Below are 21,472 nucleotides of genomic sequence, written 5' to 3'. Positions count from 1 at the left end.
AACAGGCTACTCGAGATCGCCCCCGTTACTCGCAATCACCTTCTTATACCACCAGAACGATTTCTTGCGCTTCCGGTCCAGCGTGCCGTTCCCCGCATCGTCGCGGTCAACGTACACGAACCCGTAGCGTTTGCTCATTTCGCCGGTAGACGCTGAAACCAGGTCGATACAGCCCCAGGTGGTGTAGCCCATCAGCGGCACGCCGTCCTCAATCGCATCACCCATCGCGCGGATATGCTCGCGCAGATAGCTGATGCGGTAGTCGTCGTTAATCTCGCCGTTTTCATCAATGACATCTTTCGCACCCAGGCCGTTTTCCACCAGGAACAGCGGCTTTTGGTAGCGGTCGTACATCATGTTCATGGTGATGCGCAGGCCAAGCGGGTCAATGCCCCAGCCCCATTCGCTCACCTGAATGTGCGGGTTACGCAGGGACTTCACGATGTTTGCCGCGCTGGTGTTGCCCGCGTTCATATCCGCCGACGCGCAGCGCGAGGCGTAATAGCTGAACGAGACAAAATCGACGGTGTTTTTCAGCAGCTCGTCATCGCCGGTGTCTTTGACAATGACCACGCCTTTCTCACGGAACACGCGATCCGAGTAGGCCGGATAGCGGCCGCGTGCCTGCACGTCGATAAAGAACAGGTTCTCGCGGTCTTTCTCCAGCGCCATCCACACGTCTTCCGGTTTGCAGGAGTACGGATAGAAGTTACCGCCCGCCAGCATGCAGCCCACCTGATTTTCCGGGTTCACCTCGTGAGCGATTTTGGTTGCCAGCGCGCTCGCCACCAGCTCGTGGTGCGCGGCCTGATATTTTACCTGATCTTCGTTTTCACCTTCCTCAAACACCAGCCCGGCACCGGAGAACGGGCTGTGCAGCATGATGTTGATTTCGTTGAAAGTCAGCCAGTATTTTACCAGCCCGTCAAACGCCTCAAAGCAGGTGCGGGCGTAGCGGGCGAAGAAGTCGACCATCTTGCGGTTGCGCCAGGAGCCGTATTCCGTCACAAGGTGCATCGGCACGTCGAAGTGGCAGAGCGTGACCAGCGGCTCGATGTTGTACTTTTTGCACTCCTCAAATACCGCGCGGTAAAAGGCTATGCCCTCTTTGTTCGGCAGCGGTTCGTCACCGTTCGGGTAGAGGCGGCTCCAGGCAATCGAGGTGCGGAATACCGTAAAGCCCATCTCCGCCATCAGGGCGATGTCTTCTTTATAGCGATGGTAAAAATCAATCGCCTCGTGGCTCGGGTAAAACTCGTCGTCACGCAGCGAAAAACGCTTTTCCTTACCGAGCTTCACCGCCAGACGATTGGCACCGTGGGGGATCATATCGACCGTCGTCAGTCCTTTGCCGCCTTCACGGTAAGCACCTTCACTCTGGTTAGCGGCAAGCGCGCCGCCCCATAAAAATCCTTGTGGAAAAACAGACATTCTTACCTCGCTTTCAATTTATGCTTTTGCTGCGTTGTTCTGTACCGGCGCGGTCTGCAGAGCGCGCGCTTTTTCGGCCTCGTCTTCGACCGGGATATCCTCAAACCCTAACAGCAGGGTCAGAACAAACGACAGCACAACTGCCAGCGCCATCACGCCGAATACCCAGACGATGGTCATCGGGTTGGCCGGGTCGAAGAATTGCACGCTGGTAAACAGCCCCGGCGCCGCCATGGAGTGGCTGGCAAGACCCGCGATGCCAGCCACCGCGCCGCAGATAAAGCCGCTGATCAGGCTTGCAATCAGCGGACGCTTGAGACGTACCGCCACACCGTACAGTGCCGGTTCAGAGATCCCCGCCATGATGGCAGAAGCCGCTGCAGCCAGCGCCGTCTGGCGCAGTTCCGGGTTTTTGGTTTTCCATGCCACCGCTAAAGACGAACCGCCGAGCGACAGGTTGGCGCCGATTTCTGACGGCATGACCATCCCTTCTTTACCCGTTTCGGCAATGGTCTGAATGATGGTTGGCGTAAAGACGCGGTGCATCCCCGTCATGACCAGCAGCGGCCAGAGTGCGCCCATGATGGCGACGGAGAGCCAGCCCAGATAGCCGTGAATGGTGTAAACCAGTGCGGAGATAGCGCTCCCGATCCAGATCCCGAGCGGCCCAATCAGCACGATGGCGAGCGGGGCGGCAATCAGGACGATCAGCATCGGCTTGAGGAAGTTTTTCGTCACCGCCGGGGTAATGCGATCGACCCAGCGTTCGATGTAAGACAGGCACCAGGTCATCACCAGCGCGGGGATAACGGTGTAGGTGTATTTCACCGCCGTCACCGGGATAAAGGCGAACTCAACATGCTCGCCCTGCGCGGCTTTCGCCATCAGCTCGATAAAGCTCGGGTGCACCAGCACGCCCGCAATGGCGATCGCCAGCGACATATTGGTTTTGAATTTCACTGCCGCCGAGGCGGCCACCATCAGCGGCAGGAAGAAGAATGCCCCGTCGCCAATCACCGTCAGAATGGTAAGCGTTGGCGCGCCCTTTGGCAGCACGCCGGTCATCTCAAGGATCATCGCCAGCAGCTTGACCATCGAACCGCCGATGATCGCGGGGATCAGCGGCGACATGGTGCCGATCAGCGCGTCGAGGATCCCGGCGCCAATGCGGCGTAACGTCAGCTTCTGCGGGCCTTCCGGCACCGCGGGCTGCAGGTCAACGGGCAGCAGGCTTACCACTTCGCGGTAGGCCTGAGAAACCGTGTTGCCAATGATCACCTGGCACTGGTTGTCGTTACGCACTACGCCAAGCACGCCGCTGATGCTTTTCAGGCGCGCGGCGTCGGTGAGGGTTTCGTCTTTCAGAACGAAACGCAGTCGCGTCATGCAGTGGGTGACGGCGACGATGTTCTCTTTGCCGCCCAGCGCGCTGATAACGTCGTTCGCCAGCGCAGCGTAATTTTTGGCCATCGGATGTGATCCTGTTATCGTTGTGTGAAATGTAGGAAACCGGTTCCACATAATCATCATGAGTTTCTTTGAGTGAAACAAGATCGATTTTTGGTCATTTTTTCAATTCGTGATGACGATCACTGGTCGGTAGCGAAAGCGTGATTTCGCCGCTGCGACAATTTTTCTGCAGTGCAGTACACTGCGCTTCATCAGATTCAGATGGAATAACAACATGACCACGATGCTTGAAGTGGCGAAGCGGGCAGGCGTTTCGAAAGCGACGGTATCCCGCGTGCTGTCGGGAAATGGCTATGTCAGCCAGGAGACCAAAGACCGGGTTTTTCAGGCCATTGAAGAGAGCGGTTATCGCCCGAATTTACTGGCGCGAAACCTGGCGACCAAACGTACCCAGACCCTGGGGCTGGTGGTGACGAACACCCTTTATCACGGCGTCTACTTTAGCGAACTGCTGTTTCATGCCGCACGAATGACGGAAGAGAAAGGGCGGCAGTTGATCCTCGCGGACGGCAAGCACAGCGCCGATGAAGAGCGCGAGGCGATCCAGTATCTGCTCGATATGCGCTGCGACGCGGTGATCATCTACCCGCGCTTTTTGAACGTGGATGAACTGGATGCGATCGTCGAGAAGTGTGAGCAGCCGATTATGGTGCTCAACCGCCGCCTGCGGAAAAACAGCAGCCACAGCGTCTGGTCCGATCATAAAGCTTCCTGTCAGGACGCGGTGTCGCAGCTGATTGCAAAAGGGCACCGGGAGATTGCGTTTATCACCGGTTCGCTGGATTCCCCGACCGGCGTTGAGCGACTGTCCGGTTACAAAGATGCGCTGACGCAGCACGGTATTGCCTTGCGCGACGAGCTTATCGCCGAAGGGAAGTGGAACCCGGCCAGCGGCGCGGCGGCGGTATCCGAACTGCTCGCACGCGGCGAACGCTTTACGGCGCTGGTGGCGAGCAATGACGACATGGCGATTGGCGCCATTAAACAGCTGCACGAGAGCGGCGTTGCCACGCCGGACGCGGTGTCAGTCATCGGCTTCGACGACGTGGCGATAGCGCCGTACATTGTGCCTTCGCTCTCCAGCGTGCGTATTCCGGTCACGGAGATGATCCAGGAAACCATCAGTCGTCTGATTTTCATGCTCGACGGCGGTGAATTCAAATATCAGCAAACGTTCTCCGGCGAGCTTATCCTGCGCGACTCCGTGACTGACGGCCCCCACTGCTGATGTCGACAGCTGTCATCGTCATAAGTGACGATGACAGCGCGACTGTGATTTTTAAAGTCATTTAAAATCAATTGGTTAATAATTGGCACGGTTTATGAATAGCTCCGCGCATAACTGTAATGCTGGAGAAGCAGATGAACCGTTTTATTATGGCCGATGCCAGTAAGTGCATTGGTTGCCGTACCTGTGAAGTGGCGTGCGTGGTTTCCCATCAGGCGGAGCAGGATTGCGCATCACTTACCCCCGACACGTTTTTGCCACGCATCCACGTCATTAAAGGCGTGAATATTTCCACCGCCGCTATTTGTCGCCAGTGCGAAGACGCACCGTGCGCGAACGTCTGCCCGAACGGGGCGATTAAACGCGAGAAGGGCTTTGTGCATGTGATGCAGGAGCGCTGCATTGGCTGTAAAACCTGCGTGGTCGCCTGCCCGTATGGCGCGATGGAAGTGGTTGTCCGTCCGGTAGTACGCAATAGCGGTATGGGCCTGAGCGTGCGGGCGGAGAAAGCCGAGGCCAACAAATGCGACCTTTGCTACCACCGCGAAGCTGGCCCGGCCTGTATGGAAGCCTGCCCGACCCACGCGCTGGTCTGCGTGGATCGCGACAAGCTCGAGCAGATGAGCGCAGAAAAACGCCGTCGCGCAGCGTTTGACACCTCGTCATCGCTGCTGTTTTAAGTCGCAATGCGCGTTAACGGCGTACAGCTTCGGGTGCGTGGCAAAGTGCAGGGCGTAGGGTTTCGTCCCTTTGTCTGGCAGCTGGCACACCAGATGATGCTGACGGGCGACGTCTGTAACGACGGAGAGGGTGTCCTGGTGCGTCTCGCGGGTAATGGGGGGGACTTTACCGCGAGGCTGCGCCAGGACTGCCCACCGCTGGCGCGGATTGACGACGTAGACACGCAGCCCTTTAGCTGGTCCGCTCTGCCGACGGATTTTACCATCCGCCAGAGCGAGAGCGGGGCGATGGACACGCAAATCGTGCCGGATGCCGCCACCTGTCCGGCGTGCCTGGCGGAGATGCGCGATCCCCGCGAGCGCCGTTATCGTTACCCGTTTATCAACTGTACCCATTGCGGCCCGCGCTTCACCATCATCCGCGCCATGCCCTACGATCGCCCGGCCACGTCAATGGCCGACTTCCCGCTGTGCGCACCGTGTGAAACCGAGTATCGCAACCCGGCCGATCGGCGTTTCCACGCTCAGCCGGTGGCCTGCCCGGACTGCGGTCCAGCGCTGATGTGGCGAGCCGGGGACAGCGTCGCCACGCGCGAACCGGCATTACGCGCCGCAGTGGAGAAGCTAAAAAGCGGCGGTATTGTCGCCATCAAGGGGCTGGGAGGCTTTCACCTTGCCTGCGACGCGCTTAACCCGCAGGCGGTGGCGACGCTACGGGCACGCAAACAGCGCCCGACGAAGCCGCTGGCGGTGATGATCCCCGATGCGGATGACCTGCCGGAGGCGATGCAGACCCTGCTACGCTCTCCTGCTGCGCCCATTGTGTTGACGCCCAAAGCCTCGCTTCCCGCGCTGCCTGAGGCCATTGCGCCGGGGCTAGATTGTGTCGGCGTGATGCTGCCTGCGAATCCGATTCAGCATTTACTGATGATGGACTGCCAGCGTCCGCTGGTGATGACCTCCGGTAACCTCAGCGGCCACCCGCCTGCGATGACGAATCAGGAAGCGCTGGATGCGCTCCGCGACATGGCTGACGGCTTCCTGCTGCACAACCGCGATATTCTGCAACGGATGGATGATTCGGTGGTGGATCGGGATGGCGCGATGCTGCGTCGCGCGCGCGGTTTTGTGCCGGATGCCATCACGTTACCCGCCGGGTTTGACGATATCCCTGCCATATTGTCAACCGGGGCAGAGATGAAAAATACCTTCTGCCTGGTGCGCGGAAATCAGGCTGTGTTGAGCCCGCATTTTGGCGATCTCAGTGACGAGGGGGTCGACGCACAGTGGCGTTCGGCGCTGGCAATGATGCAACAGGTTTATGCCTTTAAGCCCGCGCGTGTCGTGTGCGATGCCCATCCGGCGTATCACGCCCGTCAGTGGGCGCTGGAGCAGGCGCTGCCCGTTGAAACCGTGCTGCATCATCATGCCCATGCGGCGGCGTGTCTGGCTGAAAATGGCTGGCCGCTCGGCGGTGGGGACGTTATCGCCCTGACGCTGGACGGGATCGGCATGGGCGAGAACGGCGCGCTGTGGGGCGGAGAGTGCCTGCGGGTGAACTATGTCGACTGCGAACATTTGGGTGGCCTGCCTGCCGTTGCGCTGCCGGGGGGCGATCTGGCAGCGAAACAGCCGTGGCGCAATTTGCTCGCCCACTGCCTGGCCTTTGTGCCTGACTGGCAGCAGTTCCCGGAAACGCGGGCAGTGCAGGGCCAGAACTGGCCGCTACTGGCGACGGCGATCCAGCGTGGCATCAACGCGCCGCGGGCCTCGTCCTGTGGACGCCTGTTTGATGCGGTTGCCTGTGCGCTGGGCATCGATACGCAGCGCTACGAAGGCGAAGCGGCCTGCAGGCTGGAGGCGCTGGCGGCACGGTGCAACGGTGTGAAACACCCGGTTACGCTGTCGGTGGACGACCTTGCACTTTTCTGGCAACAGTGGCTTGCCTGGCAGGCGGAGCCCTGCGAGCGCGCGTGGGCGTTTCACGATGCGCTGGCCAGAGGGCTGTCGGAGCATGCCGCATCCCATGCCCGACGCTTATCGCTTTCAACAATCTGCCTCAGTGGCGGTGTGTTACATAACCGCCTGCTGCGCGCGCGCCTGCGGCATTATCTTTCTGACTTTACGCTTCTTTTTCCTTCGCGCCTGCCTGCAGGTGACGGAGCGATCTCCTTCGGGCAGGCGGTGGTCGCCGCTGCCCGGTCATGTTCACAAAGGATTTAAAATGTTACGACTGTTACGCAATGAACCTCGCGCCGCGCTTCTGCTGCTGGCACTGGTAATGGCAAACCTGCTGGCCTGGGGCTGGGCATGGCACACCTTCAGCGGCAGTACGGCGCTGATGGCGGCAAGCCTGCTGGCCTGGTGTTACGGGCTGCGTCATGCGGTGGATGCCGACCACATTGCTGCCATTGATACCGTGACGCGTAAGATGATGCAGCAGGGCAAACGCCCGTCCGGCGTGGGGGCGTGGTTCTCGCTGGGGCACTCCACTATCGTGGTGCTGGCTTCCATCGCTATCGCCGCCACCGCCACGGCGTTTCAGAAAAATATGGCATGGTTCCACGAGACCGGGAGCCTGATTGGCACCGCCGTTTCCGCCACCTTCCTGCTGGCGATGGCGCTGGTGAATATGGTGATTTTGCGCGGCGTATGGTGCAGTTTCCAGGCGCTGAAAAAGGGGCATGCGGCCCGCAGCGACGTGGAGCTTCCCGCCCAGGGTGGGGTGATGAGCTGGCTGTTTGGCAAAACCTTCCGCCTCGTCAATAAAAGCTGGCAGATGTACCTGGTGGGCTTCCTGTTTGGTCTCGGGTTTGATACCGCCACTGAAATTGGCGTGCTGGGGATTTCTGCCGCCAGCGCCTCCAGCGGGATGTCGGTGTGGTCAATCATGATCTTCCCGGCGCTCTTCGCCAGCGGTATGGCGCTGGTGGATACCCTCGACAATTTGCTGATGGTCGGTGCCTACGGCTGGGCGTTTAACAAACCGCAGCGCAAGCTCTACTACAACATGACCATTACCGGTACCTCCGTGGTGGTGGCGCTGTTCATTGGTGGGCTGGAAGCGCTGGGTCTGCTGATGGATAAATTTGCCCTTAGCGGCGGCGTCTGGGATGTGGTGGGCGCGGTGAACGATAACCTCGGCAACGCCGGATTTGTGGTGGTCGGGCTGTTTGTCGCCTGCTGGCTGATCTCCATGGCCAACTACCGCTGGCGAGGCTACGATGCGCTGGTGGTGCGCTCCTGAATTTTTGCCTCAACTCTCTTTTTGTTGTTTTGTAGGCCGGGTAAGCGCAGCGCCACCCGGCAATACGACGGTTAAGCAGGTAGCGATTTCAGCAGCGCGAACGCCTCCTTCATTCTCTCTTCGCTCACCACAAAGGCGCGCAGTTGGTCATCTGCGTCGATGCCGCGCGCCACCATCCCCTGTGATTCAATGGCGATTTGCCAGCTCAGATCCTGTCGCTGCGTTTCTCCCGCAAGGTGCAGCGGCAGGTCCGGCGTTTTCACCTTCACCAGCATCGGCGGAAGCTTTAGCGGCGCGCTGACGCCGATCAGGTTTTTCGCCAGGATCATGGCGCTCAACTGGATCGGTTGCAGGAACGGCAGCACCCGGCCGTTAATTTCCGCGCAGTCGCCCAGGGCATAAATGTCCGGCTGTGAGGTTTGCAGGTAGCTGTCGACCTTTACGCCGCGGTCTGTTTCGGCGCCTGCGCGATGTGCCAGCGCGGTTTCCGGGCGCAGACCCGTCGCGGCAACCACCGCATCCACCTCAACGCTGCGGTTGCGGTCGAGCGCCCCACGAATGCCGCCTGCGGTTTTGCTCAGACTCTGTAACTGCGATTTGAGCAGCAGATGGACGCCCATGTCGGTCAGTCGATGCTGTAAGCGGCTGCTTACTTCTGCGGGCATCAGCGCCGACAGAATGCTCGCCGCGTGGTCAACCAGGGTAACGGTTTTTCCCGCGCGGCAGAAATCCATCGCCAGCTCGGTACCAATCAGCCCACCGCCGACGATCATCACGCGTTGCGCATCGCGAAGCCCCGTTTCGCTTGCCTGATACTCCTGCTGGCTGTTTAGGGTGATCATCAGCTCTCGCCCTTCAACGGGTGGCACAAAGGCAGAGGCCCCCGTGGCCAGCACCAGCTTGTCGTACTGCCAGATTTTGTCTTTCGCCTTCACGACGTGCGCGGCGGCGTCGATATCGGTAACCCAGGTGTAGGGAAACAGGCGCAGGTTAAACTGTTCCGCGAACTCCCCCGCCGTCTGGCGGGTGAGGTCTTCGGCGCGCTGATTCTGGCTGATGACATGGCTTAAATCAGGCTTGTTGTACTCATCCACGCTGTCGGCGGCGATCACCGTCACCGGCACGTTAGCGTCCTGTTTGCGGATATTTTTCACCAGCTGGCGGGCGGCGAAGCCCGAACCGATGATGACGATGCCGTGATTCATTTTGCCTCCGTACCCAGTTCGTCAAAGACGTCTTTACCGAGGGAACATTCCGGGCAGAGGAAGGTATCCGGCACGTCGCACCACGGTGTGCCCGGGGCAACGTCCTGAAGGGGTTCGCCCCGTTCCGGGTCATATATCCACTGGCAAACGCTGCACTGCATGCGTGGGCCGAGGTGTGCAGCAGCGGCAGCTGCACAGGCACAGGCTTCCTGCTGTTCGGTAGGTTTTGCAGACGCCTCAGGAAGCGGTGCGAGCGCCCACTGACGGGCAATGTCGCGGCCATGCTGACGGCAAATTTCCAGCGCGTCGATATCCGGGCGCCATTTCGCTTTCAGACTCAGGGACATCTCAAAACCTGCATCCTGCAGACGGGTAGAGAGGCGATCTACCGCGCCGCCGCTCCAGCCGTGAGAGCCAAACGCGCTGGCGCGTTTGTTGCGAAAACGCAGGCCGGTCATCTCTTCCACCAGGCCAGCAATTTTCGGCATCATCACGTTGTTCATCGTGGAGGTGCCCACCAGCACGCCTTTTGAGCGGAAGACATTGGTGAGGATCTCGTTTTTATCGCTGCGCGCCACGTTGAAGATTTTCACCGCCACGTTCGGATCCACTTCGTTGATGCCCTGGGCTATGGCGTCCGCCATCATGCGGGTGTTATTGGACATGGTGTCGTAGAAAATCGTGATGCGGTCTTCCTGATAATCCGCCGCCCATTTCAGGTACAGCTCAACGATCTGGGTGGGGTTTTCACGCCACACCACGCCGTGGGAGGTGGCAATCATGTCCACCGGCAGGTTAAAGCCGAGGATCTCGGTGATTTTTGGCGTCACCAGACGGCTGAACGGGGTCAGAATGTTGGCGTAGTAGCGCTGGCACTGCTCAAACAGTTCGGTCTGATCCACTTCATCATTGAACAGGCGTTCGTCACAGTAGTGCTGGCCAAAGGCGTCGTTGCTGAACAATACCGCGTCGCCGGTCATGTAGGTCATCATGCTGTCCGGCCAGTGCAGCATCGGGGTTTCAACGAAGATCAGCTGTTTGCCGTTGCCGATATCCAGAGAGTCGCCGGTTTTCACTGTGTGGAAATTCCATTCCGGATGATGGTGATGACCGTTGATCGAGTCGATGGCGTTGGTGGTGCAGTAGATCGGTGTATTCGGAATGTACGACATCAGCTCGGTCAACGCACCGGCGTGATCCTCTTCAGCGTGGTTGATGATGATGTAGTCGATTGCGTCGAGATCGATTTCGCTGCGCAGGTTCTGCACGAACTCGCGGCTGAATTTATGATCGACGGTATCGATCAGTACGTTTTTGCCTTCACGGATAAGATAGCTGTTGTAGCTGCTGCCGCGCAGCGTTTTGTATTCCGTCCCGTGGAAATCACGCACCTCCCAGTCACGTTGACCCACCCAATGAATGTTATTTTTAACCAGAATAGACATAGCAACCTCAACGTAATACAGCGTGTTTGAATAAGATGATTTGCCTATATCACATTGCGTGCCAACTTTTATCTTTTTGATTTTAATGGATTATTTTTTCTATACCTCGTGATGAGTAGTCATTATGACTATCCTGATGACGGTCAATATGACACTATTTATTGTCAAAATGACAGCGAGGCAGCCATGAGTTTTTCCGTAGATGTGCTGGCGAAGATCGCCATTGAACTGCAAACCGGTATCGGTCATCAGGACCGTTTTCAGCGGCTTATCTCCACGCTGCGTCACGTGCTGGCGTGCGATGCCTCGGCGCTGTTGCGCTACGAGGGGAGACAATTTATTCCGCTGGCTATCGACGGGCTCGCGAAAGATGTTCTCGGGCGGCGGTTTACTCTTGAAGGGCATCCGCGGCTGGAAACCATTGCCCGTGCGGGTGACGTGGTACGTTTCCCGGCGGACAGCGACTTGCCGGATCCCTACGACGGTCTGATCCCGGGGCAGGAGAGCCTGAAGGTGCACGCCTGTATCGGTCTGCCGCTGTTTGCCGGACAACACCTGATTGGCGCATTAACCCTCGACGGCATGTCGCCGGACCAGTTCGACACCTTCAGTGATGAAGAGTTAAGGCTGATTGCCGCGCTGGCCTCCGGGGCGCTCAATAACGCGTTGCTGATAGAACAGCTGGAAAGCCAGAATATTCTTCCCGGCAGCCCGTCGGCGTTTGAGCCGGTGGCGCACACGGAGATGATCGGTCTGTCGCCGGGCATAGCGCAGCTTAAAAAAGAGATTGAGATTGTCGCCGCGTCCGACCTGAACGTGCTGATCTTCGGTGAAACCGGCACCGGTAAAGAGCTGGTGGCGAAGTCAATTCATGAAGCCTCACCACGCGCGGCCAACCCGCTCGTATACCTTAACTGTGCCGCATTGCCGGAGAGCGTGGCGGAAAGCGAGCTGTTTGGTCACGTCAAAGGGGCATTTACCGGGGCCATCAGCAACCGCAGCGGTAAGTTTGAGATGGCCGATAACGGGACGCTGTTTCTCGATGAGATTGGAGAGCTTTCGCTCTCGCTCCAGGCCAAACTGCTGCGCGTATTGCAGTACGGTGACATCCAGCGCGTGGGGGATGACCGCAGCTTACGGGTGGACGTGCGCGTGCTGGCGGCGACCAACCGCGATCTGCGAGAAGCGGTGCTGGCCGGGCATTTCCGCGCGGATCTTTTCCACCGTCTGAGCGTGTTCCCGCTTACCGTGCCGCCGCTGCGCGAGCGCGGAGAAGATGTGGTTCTGCTGGCGGGCTATTTCTGCGAGCAATGCCGTCTCAGAATGGGGCTTTCCCGCGTGGTACTCAGCCCGGGGGCAAGGGCGCATCTGTTGAGCTACGGCTGGCCGGGTAACGTGCGCGAGCTGGAGCATGCGATTCACCGTGCGGTGGTGCTGGCGCGGGCGGCGCGTGCGGGTGATGAGGTTGTGATCCACGCGCGTCATTTTGCGTTGCACGATGACGCCGTGCAGGCGGTGGCTCAGCGTGTGCCGGAGAATGCAAATGAAAACCTGCGCGAGGCGACGGAAGCGTTCCAGCGTCAGATGATTACCCGCGCGCTGGAGCAGAACAACCGCAGCTGGGCGGCGTGCGCGCGGGCGCTGGAGATGGACGTCGCCAACCTGCACCGGCTGGCGAAGCGTCTTGGGCTGAAGGGTTAAATAATCCCCGCCTGGTAGAAATCCTGCAGGTTGATGGCACCGCAGAGCTTGCCGGCGTCATCCACCACCGGTGCGGCGGTGATTTTGCGCTTCATCAGCACCTCTTTGGCCTCAATGGCGCGGCTGTCGGCATTCAGCGTCAGCCCGCCTTCGGTCATCGCGTCAGACACTTTCGTTTCCAGTTTGCCACCCCCCACCAGCCAGCGCCGCAGGTCGCCGTCAGTGAATACGCCCTGGACGCTACCGTGGTCGTCACACACCGCGACCAGCCCCAGCCCGGTGCGGCTCAGTTCCAGCATCGCGTCCATCACGCTGGTATCGAGCTTGACCTGCGGAATGGCATCGTCAGTGCGCATCAGATGATGAACCTTATTGAGCAGCCGCGCGCCGAGCGCGCCCGCCGGATGCGAGCGGGCAAAATCTTCTTCGTTAAATCCGCGCGCCTGCATCACCGCCATCGCCAGCGCGTCACCCATCATGAGGGTGTTGACGGTGCTGGAGGTCGGGGCAAGGTGCATCGGGCAGGCTTCACGCTCAACGGAAATATCCAGCGTCGCTTTAGCGGCCAGCGCCAGCGGCGAGCGGGATTTGCCGGTCATCGCCAGCAGAGCGACCGATTTCTCCTGCAGGCGCGGAATAATGAGATCCAGCTCTTTGGCCGAACCGGAGTAGGAGATAAACAGCATCACATCGCGGCTTTCAATCATCCCCAGATCGCCATGCAGCGCCTCGGCGGGATGCACGAAGAAGGCCGGGGTGCCGGTGCTCGCCAGCGTCGCGGCAATTTTTTTGCCGATATGGCCGGATTTACCGATGCCCGCCACGATCACTTTGCCTTCGCAGTGGATAATCGTGTTGGCGGCGCGGACAAAATCCTCGCCCAGACGTTCTGGCAGGCGGCTGGCTTCCTGCAGCTCCAGCATCAGCGTCTGGCGGCCCGTTTCTAACAGAAAATCACTCATCTCTCTCTCCGGTTACGATCACGTCGATACCTTTCTCTTCCAGCGCCTTTTTGAACGCCGGATCAATCCCCGCGTCGGTAATCAGCTTATCAACGCTTTCAAGGCTACAGACAATGTTGGGGCTTTTGCGGCCAAACTTCGACGAGTCTGCCATCAAAATCACTTCCCGTGCGGCGTTGCACATCGCTTTACTGACGCTGAATACCTCATTGAAGGTCGTGACGCCTGCGTTCAGATCGATGCCGTCGGTGCCCATAAACAGCTTATCGAAGCTGAAGTGGTCGAAAGCGTTCTCGGCCAGCTGACCGTGAAACGACGCCGATTTTTTGCGAAAGGTGCCGCCGGGCATCAGGATAGTCTGCTCGCTGTCAAATTCCGACAGGGCGTTGACGATATGCAGGCTGTTGGTCATCACCGTGATGTTGTTAAAGCGGCTGAGCAGGGGGATCATTTGCAGGACGGTGCTGCCTGCGTCGAGGATGATGGAATCACCATCGTGAATAAATTTTACCGCTGCCTCGGCAATAAGCGCTTTCTGGTGGGTATTGATCAGCGTTTTGTGATCGATAGGCGGGTCAGCTTCGTCCTTATTCAGCATCACCCCGCCGTAAGTTCGGATGACGGCGCCAGAGTTTTCGAGCAATACCAGGTCCTTGCGTATTGTCGTGCCGGTGGTGTCAAAGTAGTGGGCCAGATCCTCCACCGAGCATTTCCCCTGCTTTTGCAGATACTCGAGAATGGCCGCCTGCCGCTGACGTGGTTTCATAGGCGCTTCGTTCCTTAGGTTGCGAAATGATAATTTCGCAAGTCTATAGCTTTCACAACGAAATTATCCATGTTTCAGATTAAGCGCTAATGATAGTGCATTCTGACAGCCTGAATCATGGGGAAAGATCACATCAGGCCGTAATTCCTGCAGTGAAATGCCGTTGATTGCCTGGATTTTAGTCGGACGAGCAAACACCGTCATGCCACGCATGATCAGGGAATCGCATACGCGATCGTGTTCATCCAACACAACGGCGACCACCACGCGCGGTTTAAAGCGTCCGCCGGAACGCCCGACGCCCACGCGACCTTTCTGACACAGGGCATCAAACGCGCGGTTGAACTGATGGATCTGCCAGCCGCCAAACGCCATCTGGCAGATCCAGGCGAGGGCGGCGACGGTGATGAGTGCGGTGACCATATTGACTCCTTTAATTGCCGGGTGGCGGCTGCGCCTTACCCGGCCTACGGTTTGAAGGTTTTTGTAGGCCCGGTAAGCGTTAGCGCCACCGGGCAAAACCGCTCGATCAGAACATCACCTGCCCGCCGGTGACGTTAATCGACTGCCCGGTGCAGTACGACGCTTTCGGGCTGGCGTAAAACAGCAGCATGTTCAGCACGTCCTGATAATCGCACCCGCGCTTCAGCGGCACTTTGTCGATGTAGTACTGCTCAACGTCCTCAGCCTTGATGCCGAGCTTGGTGGCGTACTGCGGCAGCAGGGACTGGAACATTGGCGATTTCAGCAGGTTGCCCAGCATCAACGAGTGAACGGTAATGCCGTATTCGGCCAGATCCAGCGCCAGAGACTGCGTCAGCCCCACGCCGCCAAACTTGGCCGCGCTGTAGCCGGAGTTGTGCTTGCTGCCCACTTTCCCGGATTTCGAGTTGATCTGAATAATGCGCCCCTGAATACCGTCGCGGATCATCAGGCGGGAAAACTCGCGGGCGCAGAGGAAATAACCCACCAGATTGACCTGCAGCGAGCGGTCAAAATCCCCCAGTTCGAAATCGCTGATAAACGCCGCTTTCGCAATTCCCGCGCTGTAGACCAGCAGGTCGGTACGTCCAAAAATCTCGTCCACGCCGCGGGCGAGCGCCATTACGCTTTGCTCGCTGGTGGCGTCGGCACCAAACCCGTACGCCATCCCTTCACCAAATTCGGTGTTGATGGTGTCCGCCACGCGGGCGGCTTTTTCACTCTGAATATCCACGACCGCCACGCGGTAGCCTTCTGCGGCAAGCCCACGGCAAAGGAACTCACCTAAGGTTTGTCCTCCACCAATGACAACGGCAACCTGACTCATGTGTTTCTCCTTAATTACGCAACAAATTTTAACGTGCAGCCTGGGGTGACAGCCTGCGGAACCGGGCCCGCTACGTGAACCGTACCGGGATACTCCGCCTGCGGCTGTCCGTCAAAACGCAGGGTGATATGGCCCAGTTCGCGCAGGTTTTGCTCGGCGACATCGCCGACGGCGGTTACCGCATAGCGCGTCTCGCCCAGCTCCAGCTGGCTTCCTGCTTTCAGCTCGCCGTTAAGCTCGCCGTGGCAGTGAATAAAGCAAAACTCTTCGATATCCGCCGGGGCACCTTCGCGGAAAGTAATCAGCATCTGGTCGCTGAGCGCATCCGCTGCGCTCTGGCCGATGCGGGTAATGGTGGTCTGATAAATCACGGTCATCGCAGGAACCTCTTATTGATAGATAAAGCCGGAGACAAACCAGGCAATCAGCACCGTCGGCGCGCCCGTCAGGAAGCGGCTGACCAGTACGGACGGCACGCCTACGCGCACGGTGTCCTGGCGCGCTTCGGCCAGTGACAGTCCGACGGGGATGAAGTCGCACGCGGCCTGGGCGTTAATGGCAAACAGGGCAGGCAGGGCGAGGTGTGGCGGAATATTGCCGAGGCCAATCTGCACGCCAATCAGTACGCCGATGACCTGAGCGATCACCGCGCCCGGGCCGAGGAACGGCGACAGCAGCGGGAAGGAGCAGATCAGGGCCAGCGTCACCAGCCCGAGCGGGTGGCTGGCGAGCGGGGCGAGGCCGTGGGCAATCCAGTCGCCCAGGCCGGACGCCATGATGATGCCGATCAGCGCCGAGACGAACGCCATAAACGGCAGAATGGTTTTCAGTACCGTGTCGATGGTGTCGCGCCCGGACTGGAACAGCACCGCCACGGCGGAGCCCATCCCCATCCCGACCTTCGCCAGCAGGCCGTCGCTCTGCTCGGTGATTTTCTTGCTGGTATCGTAATCTCGCGGGGCCACTTTTTGCGGCGCGGGACTGCCATTCACCAGAGTGATGTTGTCCTCTTTCACGCCCGACACATAGATGTCTTCAAGGATGTACTGTGCCAGCGGGCCGGATTTGCCGGTGGAGTGGATATTCACCGTCGGAATACGCCGCTTCGGATAGATGCCGCAGCGCAGCGTGCCGCCGCAGTCGATCACCGCCACGCCGATTTCCGCTTCCGGCGGCTCACCCTCTTTAAAGCCATCGACGGCTTCCCAGCCGGTCAGCTCACGCAGCTTATCGACGATCGCCGGGCGCGTGCCTGCGGTGATGTAAACGATCTTTTTGCCTTCGGTGGCGTCGAACTCCAGCGGGCCGCCCCAGCCACCCGTGCCTTTCTCAATGCGGATCCGGTTCATGCTGTGGCTCCTGAAAGATGGACTTTTTGTTCAAGCTGGATACCCATTTTTTTCTCGAAAATGGCGGTGGTGAGGTCTGTGACCCAGCCGCGGAAGAAGTTGGTCACCAGGCCAACCAGCAGGTAACTGACCGCCAGTGGGCCGAGCGGCAGACCAAGGGTGGTAAGGCCGCTGGCGATACCGAGGTAAACAAACAGCTCTCCGGGGTTGATGTGCGGGAACAGGCCGTTCATCGAATGGCAGCTGTAGGAGGCGGCGGCGTAATAACTCGGCTTGTACTTTTCTGGCATAAAGCGGCCGAGGCTTAAGGTCATCGGGTTGCAGAACACGAAGGTGCCGATGAACGGCAAAATCAGGTAGCGGGACAGCGGGTTCCCGGCGCAGCGCTGAGCGAAGCGTTCAATGCGATGCTGGCCGATAAAGTTAATCAGCGCGTTCATGATCACCAGCAGGCTGATCAGCAGGGGCAGGATCCCGGTCACCATGCCGGTGAACACTTCTCCGCCTTTCTGAAACAGCCCGATGAACCACTCGGCGCCGTGGGTGATGGTTTCTATCATTCTTCTCTCCTGTGGGGCTTTTTTGTTTTGTATTACTGGGGCTAATAATAATCACTTTGAAAGGTTTTAAAGTGTTAGTTAGATCTCACAATGAAAGAAAAATGGATTATTTTGAAAGTTAATTGATGTGATGAATGATTTCCGGTGGAAAAAAGCACGGATTTGCGTTGGGGAGGTGCGTACCGCTTCCTTGAGGTGTTACGGATGCTTTACCATACTGGGTTCTTATCGAACCCGTTAAATGGATGTCTCATGTTCAAGCGTCGTTATGCAGCGCTGTTGCCAGCGCTTATTTTGCTGTCTGCCTGCAGTAGCAAACCTAAGACCGAAGCTGTTCAGCAAACGGCTGGCGCCCCTTCCGGAGGGTTCCTGCTGGAGCCGCAGCACAATATGATGCAGATGGGTGGCGACTTCGCGAATAACCCGGCGGCCGAGCAGTTCATTGATAAAATGGTGAGCAAACACGGCTTTGACCGCCAGCAGCTGCACGAAATTTTGTCCCAGGCAAAGCGTCTGGACTACGTGCTGCGCCTGATGGACAGACAGGCACCGACGGCACAGGTCCCTACCGGGCCAAACGGCGCATGGTTGCGCTATCGCAAACAGTTTATTACCCCGGACAACGTGCAAAACGGCGTGGTGTTCTGGAATCAGTATGAAGATGCCCTTAATCGCGCGTGGCAGGTATACGGCGTGCCGCCGGAGATCATCGTCGGGATTATCGGCGTGGAAACCCGCTGGGGCCGCGTAATGGGCAAAACCCGCATCCTCGATGCGCTGGCGACGCTCTCCTTTAACTACCCGCGCCGCGCGGAGTATTTCTCTTCCGAGCTGGAAACCTTCCTGCTGATGGCGCGCAACGAGCAGGACGACCCGCTCGATCTGAAAGGTTCGTTTGCCGGTGCGATGGGCTACGGCCAGTTTATGCCATCCTCCTATAAACAATATGCCGTCGACTTCAATGGCGATGGTCATATCAACCTGTGGGATCCGGTGGATGCCATCGGCAGCGTGGCAAACTACTTCAAAGCGCACGGCTGGACGCCAGGTGGACAGGTAGCCGTGCAGGCGAACGGCGAGGCATTTGGTCTGGAAAACGGCTTTAAAACCAAATACAGCGTCGCGCAGCTGACGGCGGCAGGCTTAACGCCAACGCAGCCGCTGGGCAATGTTGACCAGGTAAGCCTGCTGCGTCTGGACGTGGGAACCGGTTATCAGTACTGGTACGGCATGCCGAACTTCTACACCATCACCCGCTATAACCACAGCACTCATTATGCCATGGCCGTGTGGCAGCTGGGGCTGGCGGTCTCGCAGGCCCGCGTGCCGGCGGCGTCACCGTTTAGTCAGTAAGTCGCTCTGACGGGTAGGCCTGATGCCCTCACCCTGACCCTCTCCCACGGGAGAGGGACGTTTTACAGAAACATTTCGCCACACTCCCTTTTCAAACCCGCCATTTACATCTCAATCACCTTTTATTATTGTTATGTTATAACATTTAACGCGGTATCGAGATGTCAACATCCCTTTTCTCTCTGTCTGCTCCGGTTCGGCTTTTACTGGCGCTGGTGCTTATTGTTTTTATCGGGCTGGCCGTGCGCTGGGCGGTGGCGCTGCCATGATCCTGATGAACGAACTGGTCGCGGGCTATGACCGCCAGCCTGTAACGCGGCCCCTCTCAGGCACGATTGAGCGCGGCAGTATGACGGCTATCGTCGGCGCCAATGGCTGCGGAAAATCCACGCTGCTGAAGACGCTTGCCGGGTTTATTCCTCCCGTGGGCGGCAGCTTTCGCTGGCAGGGTAAGCGCCCGGTGATTGGCTGGCTGGCACAGCGCCACGCACTCGAGGCGCAATTTCCGCTCACCGTTCAGGACGTGGTGAGTATGGGCTGCTGGCCGTGCATATCGCTCTTATCCGGGTTTCGTCGGGAAACGCGGTTACGCATTGCCAGCGCGCTGGAGCGGGTCGGGCTGGCGTCGATGGCGCTTTCCACCATTGATGAACTCTCCGGCGGGCAGTTTCAGCGCATGTTATTTGCCCGCGTTTTAGTGCAGCAGGCACCGCTTGTGATGCTCGATGAGCCTTTCACCGGCGTCGACGAAGCGACCTGCAACGTGCTGATGGATCTGATGCTGGAGATGTATATGCAGGGCCAGACTCTGCTTGCGGTATTGCATGACAGCGAGCGTGTGGCACGCCACTTCCCGCAAACATTAATGCTGGATGCTGACATTCCCCACTGGAAAACCGAGCGGGTGAGGGTGGCATGATTTGGCATCTCTTTTTCCAGCCGTTTATTGAGTACGGCTTTATGCGTCGTGCGCTGGTGGTCTGCCTGGCCCTTTCTGTCAGTACCACCGCACTCGGCGTATTCCTCCAGCTGCGCCGGATGAGCCTGATGGGTGATGCCCTTTCTCACGCCATTTTACCCGGTGTCGCCGTAGGGTATTTGCTCAGCGGTATGTCGCTGCTGGCGATGAGTATCGGTGGTTTTATTGCCGGCATTACCGTGGCGCTGGTGGCCGGCCTGGTCAGCCGACGCACGCCGCTTAAAGAGGATGCCAGCTTTGCCGGATTTTACCTTGGCTCACTGGCACTGGGCGTCACGCTGGTGTCGCTGCGCGGGTCGAATGTCGATCTGCTGCATCTGCTGTTTGGTTCCATTCTTGCGGTGGACAACGATGCGGCGCTGTTTGTCACGGGCGTTTGCATGTTCACCCTGATAACGCTGGCGATTTTCTATCGTGGGCTGGTGACCGAAGCCTTTGATACCGCCTGGTTGCAGGTCAATGCCCGCGGGTTGCCCGGCCTGCTCCACGGACTGTTTCTGGCGCTGCTGGTGCTTAACCTGGTGGCCGGTTTTCAGGTGCTCGGCACGCTGATGGCCGTCGGGCTGATGATGCTCCCGGCGGTGGCGGCACGCTGCTGGGTGCGCACATTGCCAGGTTTGCTTTTGATGGCCGGCATCAGCGGAATTTTCTGCGCGTGGCTGGGCTTAAGTTTGTCCTGGGCAATCAGTCTGCCCGCCGGACCGTCCATTGTGCTGACCGCCAGCGCGTTGTTCTTTATTTCTGTTTTATTTGGCACGCGAAGCAGGCTGGCTGGCAGTCTGCGCGCGCTTTTTTAAGGCAAGGGGAAACGATGAAACTTACAGGATTAGTGATGGCGCTTGCGCTGGGTATGCTGTCGAACGGCGTGATGGCGAAAACGCTGAATGTGGTGACCAGCTTTTCGATACTGGGAGATATTACGCAGGAAGTGGGCGGCGACCATGTGAACGTGACGACGCTGGTCGGGCCGGACGGCGATCCGCATACCTTCGAACCGTCACCTAAAGACAGCGCGGCGCTGAGCAAGGCTGACGTGGTGGTGGTCAACGGCCTGGGGCTGGAAGGGTGGCTCGACCGTCTGGTGAAAGCCTCCGGTTTCAAAGGGCAGCTGGTTGTGGCCTCAACCGGGGTAAAAACGCACACGCTCGAGGAAGATGGAAAGACCGTGACCGACCCGCATGCCTGGAATAGCGCGGCGAACGGTGCGCTGTATGCACAAAATATTCTGAACGGGCTGGTGAAAGCAGATCCAGAGGATAAAGCGGCACTGGAGGCTTCAGGCCAGCCGTATATCGCGCAACTGACGCAACTGGACGGCTGGGCCAAAACCCGCTTTAGCCAGATCCCACAGGAAAAACGTAACGTGCTGACCAGCCATGACGCATTCGGCTATTTTAGCCGCGCGTATGGCGTCACCTTCATGGCACCGCAAGGGCTCTCTTCAGAGAGCGAGGCCAGCGCAGCGCAGGTCGCTGAGATTATCAATCAGATCAAAGCCGATGGCGTGAAAACCTGGTTTATGGAAAACCAGCTCGATCCGCGTCTGGTGAAGCAAATTGCGACGGCGACAGGCGCGCAGCCGGGAGGCGAACTTTACCCGGAAGCCCTGTCGGCAAAAGGTGGGGTTGCTGATACCTACGTTAAGGCATTTCGCCACAACGTGAACACCCTCGCTGACAGTATGAAATAACCTCCCCATAGCCGGTGCGCCCGCATCGGCTTTTTTCTGAAGCCCCCTCGTAAAACCCGAAGCGCATCCCCATATTTGACGAGAAAGTGCTATCTTG

General features: G+C 58.6%; 20 protein-coding genes. 9 read left to right on the top strand and 11 right to left on the bottom strand.

The window, feature by feature from the left end; translation table 11 throughout:
• Positions 1–6: 6 nt before the first annotated feature.
• Positions 7–1,431 (bottom strand): 6-phospho-beta-glucosidase, encoded by a 1,425-nt coding sequence (locus ABFI50_RS04340; RefSeq protein ID WP_014884998.1) that lies wholly within the window; start codon positions 1,429–1,431, stop codon positions 7–9.
• Positions 1,432–1,449: 18 nt separating this feature from the next.
• Positions 1,450–2,901, bottom strand: coding sequence for a PTS cellobiose/arbutin/salicin transporter subunit IIBC (gene ascF, locus ABFI50_RS04335; protein WP_014884997.1), 1,452 nt, complete (start codon positions 2,899–2,901; stop codon positions 1,450–1,452).
• 214 nt (positions 2,902–3,115) lie between these two features.
• Here ascF and ABFI50_RS04330 point away from each other — a divergent pair, with 214 nt between their 5' ends.
• The 4 genes from ABFI50_RS04330 (at position 3,116) to ABFI50_RS04315 (ending at position 8,056) form a co-directional block, all read left to right on the top strand.
• On the top strand, positions 3,116–4,129 hold the full coding sequence (locus tag ABFI50_RS04330) for a LacI family DNA-binding transcriptional regulator (RefSeq protein ID WP_023337691.1): 1,014 nt from the start codon (positions 3,116–3,118) through the stop codon (positions 4,127–4,129).
• A gap of 134 nt (positions 4,130–4,263) precedes the next feature.
• Complete coding sequence (gene hydN / locus ABFI50_RS04325; RefSeq protein WP_008499565.1) at positions 4,264–4,809, top strand: electron transport protein HydN; 546 nt, start codon at positions 4,264–4,266, stop codon at positions 4,807–4,809.
• 6 nt (positions 4,810–4,815) lie between these two features.
• Entirely contained in the window at positions 4,816–7,032 is a 2,217-nt protein-coding gene (hypF, locus tag ABFI50_RS04320) for a carbamoyltransferase HypF (RefSeq protein ID WP_179121156.1), read from the top strand.
• A gap of 1 nt (position 7,033) precedes the next feature.
• Complete coding sequence (locus ABFI50_RS04315) at positions 7,034–8,056, top strand: HoxN/HupN/NixA family nickel/cobalt transporter (protein WP_048997132.1); 1,023 nt, start codon at positions 7,034–7,036, stop codon at positions 8,054–8,056.
• Between the two features lie 71 nt (positions 8,057–8,127).
• On the opposite strand, the gene norW is transcribed toward ABFI50_RS04315, so the two are convergent.
• Both norW and norV read right to left on the bottom strand, forming a co-directional pair.
• Positions 8,128–9,261 carry an NADH:flavorubredoxin reductase NorW gene (gene norW, locus ABFI50_RS04310; RefSeq protein WP_347485449.1) on the bottom strand — a complete coding sequence of 378 codons (1,134 nt, stop codon included), beginning with the start codon at positions 9,259–9,261 and terminating at the stop codon, positions 8,128–8,130.
• Complete coding sequence (gene norV / locus ABFI50_RS04305) at positions 9,258–10,706, bottom strand: anaerobic nitric oxide reductase flavorubredoxin (protein ID WP_023331158.1); 1,449 nt, start codon at positions 10,704–10,706, stop codon at positions 9,258–9,260. The genes norW and norV overlap by 4 nt, the downstream gene beginning before the upstream one ends.
• Before the next feature lie 186 nt (positions 10,707–10,892).
• Here norV and norR point away from each other — a divergent pair, with 186 nt between their 5' ends.
• Positions 10,893–12,407 (top strand): nitric oxide reductase transcriptional regulator NorR, encoded by a 1,515-nt coding sequence (gene norR, locus ABFI50_RS04300; protein WP_059372609.1) that lies wholly within the window; start codon positions 10,893–10,895, stop codon positions 12,405–12,407.
• Here the strand turns inward: norR and gutQ are convergent.
• The 7 genes from gutQ to srlA all read right to left on the bottom strand — a co-directional run bounded on the left by gutQ (position 12,404) and on the right by srlA (position 17,353).
• Positions 12,404–13,369, bottom strand: a complete 966-nt coding sequence (gene gutQ / locus ABFI50_RS04295; RefSeq protein ID WP_193970324.1) for an arabinose-5-phosphate isomerase GutQ — start codon at positions 13,367–13,369, stop codon at positions 12,404–12,406. The two genes, norR and gutQ, sit on opposite strands and share 4 nt — an antisense overlap.
• Complete coding sequence (locus ABFI50_RS04290; protein ID WP_014884990.1) at positions 13,362–14,135, bottom strand: DNA-binding transcriptional repressor; 774 nt, start codon at positions 14,133–14,135, stop codon at positions 13,362–13,364. The genes gutQ and ABFI50_RS04290 overlap by 8 nt, the downstream gene beginning before the upstream one ends.
• 63 nt (positions 14,136–14,198) lie before the next feature.
• Positions 14,199–14,558: a transcriptional regulator GutM gene (gutM, locus tag ABFI50_RS04285; RefSeq protein ID WP_014884989.1), complete on the bottom strand. Its 360-nt coding sequence runs from the start codon at positions 14,556–14,558 to the stop codon at positions 14,199–14,201.
• A gap of 106 nt (positions 14,559–14,664) precedes the next feature.
• Positions 14,665–15,444 carry a sorbitol-6-phosphate dehydrogenase gene (gene srlD, locus ABFI50_RS04280; RefSeq protein ID WP_014884988.1) on the bottom strand — a complete coding sequence of 260 codons (780 nt, stop codon included), beginning with the start codon at positions 15,442–15,444 and terminating at the stop codon, positions 14,665–14,667.
• A gap of 14 nt (positions 15,445–15,458) precedes the next feature.
• Positions 15,459–15,821, bottom strand: a complete 363-nt coding sequence (gene srlB / locus ABFI50_RS04275; RefSeq protein ID WP_014884987.1) for a PTS glucitol/sorbitol transporter subunit IIA — start codon at positions 15,819–15,821, stop codon at positions 15,459–15,461.
• Between the two features lie 12 nt (positions 15,822–15,833).
• On the bottom strand, positions 15,834–16,793 hold the full coding sequence (locus ABFI50_RS04270) for a PTS glucitol/sorbitol transporter subunit IIB (protein ID WP_014884986.1): 960 nt from the start codon (positions 16,791–16,793) through the stop codon (positions 15,834–15,836).
• The gene (gene srlA / locus ABFI50_RS04265; RefSeq protein WP_023331154.1) at positions 16,790–17,353 is read right to left on the bottom strand and encodes a PTS glucitol/sorbitol transporter subunit IIC; all 564 of its coding nucleotides are present in this window, start codon (positions 17,351–17,353) and stop codon (positions 16,790–16,792) included. The genes ABFI50_RS04270 and srlA overlap by 4 nt, the downstream gene beginning before the upstream one ends.
• 252 nt (positions 17,354–17,605) lie before the next feature.
• On the opposite strand from srlA, the gene mltB reads away from it, so the two are divergent.
• The 4 genes from mltB (at position 17,606) to ABFI50_RS04245 (ending at position 21,375) form a co-directional block, all read left to right on the top strand.
• The gene (gene mltB / locus ABFI50_RS04260) at positions 17,606–18,706 is read left to right on the top strand and encodes a lytic murein transglycosylase B (protein WP_023331153.1); all 1,101 of its coding nucleotides are present in this window, start codon (positions 17,606–17,608) and stop codon (positions 18,704–18,706) included.
• Between the two features lie 265 nt (positions 18,707–18,971).
• Entirely contained in the window at positions 18,972–19,625 is a 654-nt protein-coding gene (locus ABFI50_RS04255; RefSeq protein ID WP_347485443.1) for an ATP-binding cassette domain-containing protein, read from the top strand.
• Entirely contained in the window at positions 19,622–20,482 is an 861-nt protein-coding gene (locus ABFI50_RS04250) for a metal ABC transporter permease (RefSeq protein ID WP_014884981.1), read from the top strand. Before ABFI50_RS04255 ends, ABFI50_RS04250 begins: the two co-directional genes overlap by 4 nt.
• A 14-nt stretch (positions 20,483–20,496) precedes the next feature.
• Entirely contained in the window at positions 20,497–21,375 is an 879-nt protein-coding gene (locus ABFI50_RS04245) for a metal ABC transporter substrate-binding protein (RefSeq protein WP_032635721.1), read from the top strand.
• Positions 21,376–21,472 lie beyond the last annotated feature (97 nt).

The organism is Enterobacter sp. HNDS-6 (assembly GCF_039850505.1).
In the GTDB taxonomy this organism is placed as follows: Bacteria; Pseudomonadota; Gammaproteobacteria; order Enterobacterales; family Enterobacteriaceae; genus Enterobacter; species Enterobacter kobei.
This window is presented reverse-complemented; position numbering and strand designations above follow the sequence as displayed.

What these genes read in the sequence shown, in the direction of transcription:
- ABFI50_RS04340 (WP_014884998.1), bottom strand. Translation starts at nt 1,431, where the DNA reads ATGTCTGTTTTTCCACAAGGATTTTTATGGGGCGGCGCGCTTGCCGCT.
- ascF (WP_014884997.1), bottom strand. Translation starts at nt 2,901, where the DNA reads ATGGCCAAAAATTACGCTGCGCTGGCGAACGACGTTATCAGCGCGCTG.
- ABFI50_RS04330 (WP_023337691.1), top strand. Translation starts at nt 3,116, where the DNA reads ATGACCACGATGCTTGAAGTGGCGAAGCGGGCAGGCGTTTCGAAAGCG.
- hydN (WP_008499565.1), top strand. Translation starts at nt 4,264, where the DNA reads ATGAACCGTTTTATTATGGCCGATGCCAGTAAGTGCATTGGTTGCCGT.
- hypF (WP_179121156.1), top strand. Translation starts at nt 4,816, where the DNA reads ATGCGCGTTAACGGCGTACAGCTTCGGGTGCGTGGCAAAGTGCAGGGC.
- ABFI50_RS04315 (WP_048997132.1), top strand. Translation starts at nt 7,034, where the DNA reads ATGTTACGACTGTTACGCAATGAACCTCGCGCCGCGCTTCTGCTGCTG.
- norW (WP_347485449.1), bottom strand. Translation starts at nt 9,261, where the DNA reads ATGAATCACGGCATCGTCATCATCGGTTCGGGCTTCGCCGCCCGCCAG.
- norV (WP_023331158.1), bottom strand. Translation starts at nt 10,706, where the DNA reads ATGTCTATTCTGGTTAAAAATAACATTCATTGGGTGGGTCAACGTGAC.
- norR (WP_059372609.1), top strand. Translation starts at nt 10,893, where the DNA reads ATGAGTTTTTCCGTAGATGTGCTGGCGAAGATCGCCATTGAACTGCAA.
- gutQ (WP_193970324.1), bottom strand. Translation starts at nt 13,369, where the DNA reads ATGAGTGATTTTCTGTTAGAAACGGGCCGCCAGACGCTGATGCTGGAG.
- ABFI50_RS04290 (WP_014884990.1), bottom strand. Translation starts at nt 14,135, where the DNA reads ATGAAACCACGTCAGCGGCAGGCGGCCATTCTCGAGTATCTGCAAAAG.
- gutM (WP_014884989.1), bottom strand. Translation starts at nt 14,558, where the DNA reads ATGGTCACCGCACTCATCACCGTCGCCGCCCTCGCCTGGATCTGCCAG.
- srlD (WP_014884988.1), bottom strand. Translation starts at nt 15,444, where the DNA reads ATGAGTCAGGTTGCCGTTGTCATTGGTGGAGGACAAACCTTAGGTGAG.
- srlB (WP_014884987.1), bottom strand. Translation starts at nt 15,821, where the DNA reads ATGACCGTGATTTATCAGACCACCATTACCCGCATCGGCCAGAGCGCA.
- ABFI50_RS04270 (WP_014884986.1), bottom strand. Translation starts at nt 16,793, where the DNA reads ATGAACCGGATCCGCATTGAGAAAGGCACGGGTGGCTGGGGCGGCCCG.
- srlA (WP_023331154.1), bottom strand. Translation starts at nt 17,353, where the DNA reads ATGATAGAAACCATCACCCACGGCGCCGAGTGGTTCATCGGGCTGTTT.
- mltB (WP_023331153.1), top strand. Translation starts at nt 17,606, where the DNA reads ATGTTCAAGCGTCGTTATGCAGCGCTGTTGCCAGCGCTTATTTTGCTG.
- ABFI50_RS04255 (WP_347485443.1), top strand. Translation starts at nt 18,972, where the DNA reads ATGATCCTGATGAACGAACTGGTCGCGGGCTATGACCGCCAGCCTGTA.
- ABFI50_RS04250 (WP_014884981.1), top strand. Translation starts at nt 19,622, where the DNA reads ATGATTTGGCATCTCTTTTTCCAGCCGTTTATTGAGTACGGCTTTATG.
- ABFI50_RS04245 (WP_032635721.1), top strand. Translation starts at nt 20,497, where the DNA reads ATGAAACTTACAGGATTAGTGATGGCGCTTGCGCTGGGTATGCTGTCG.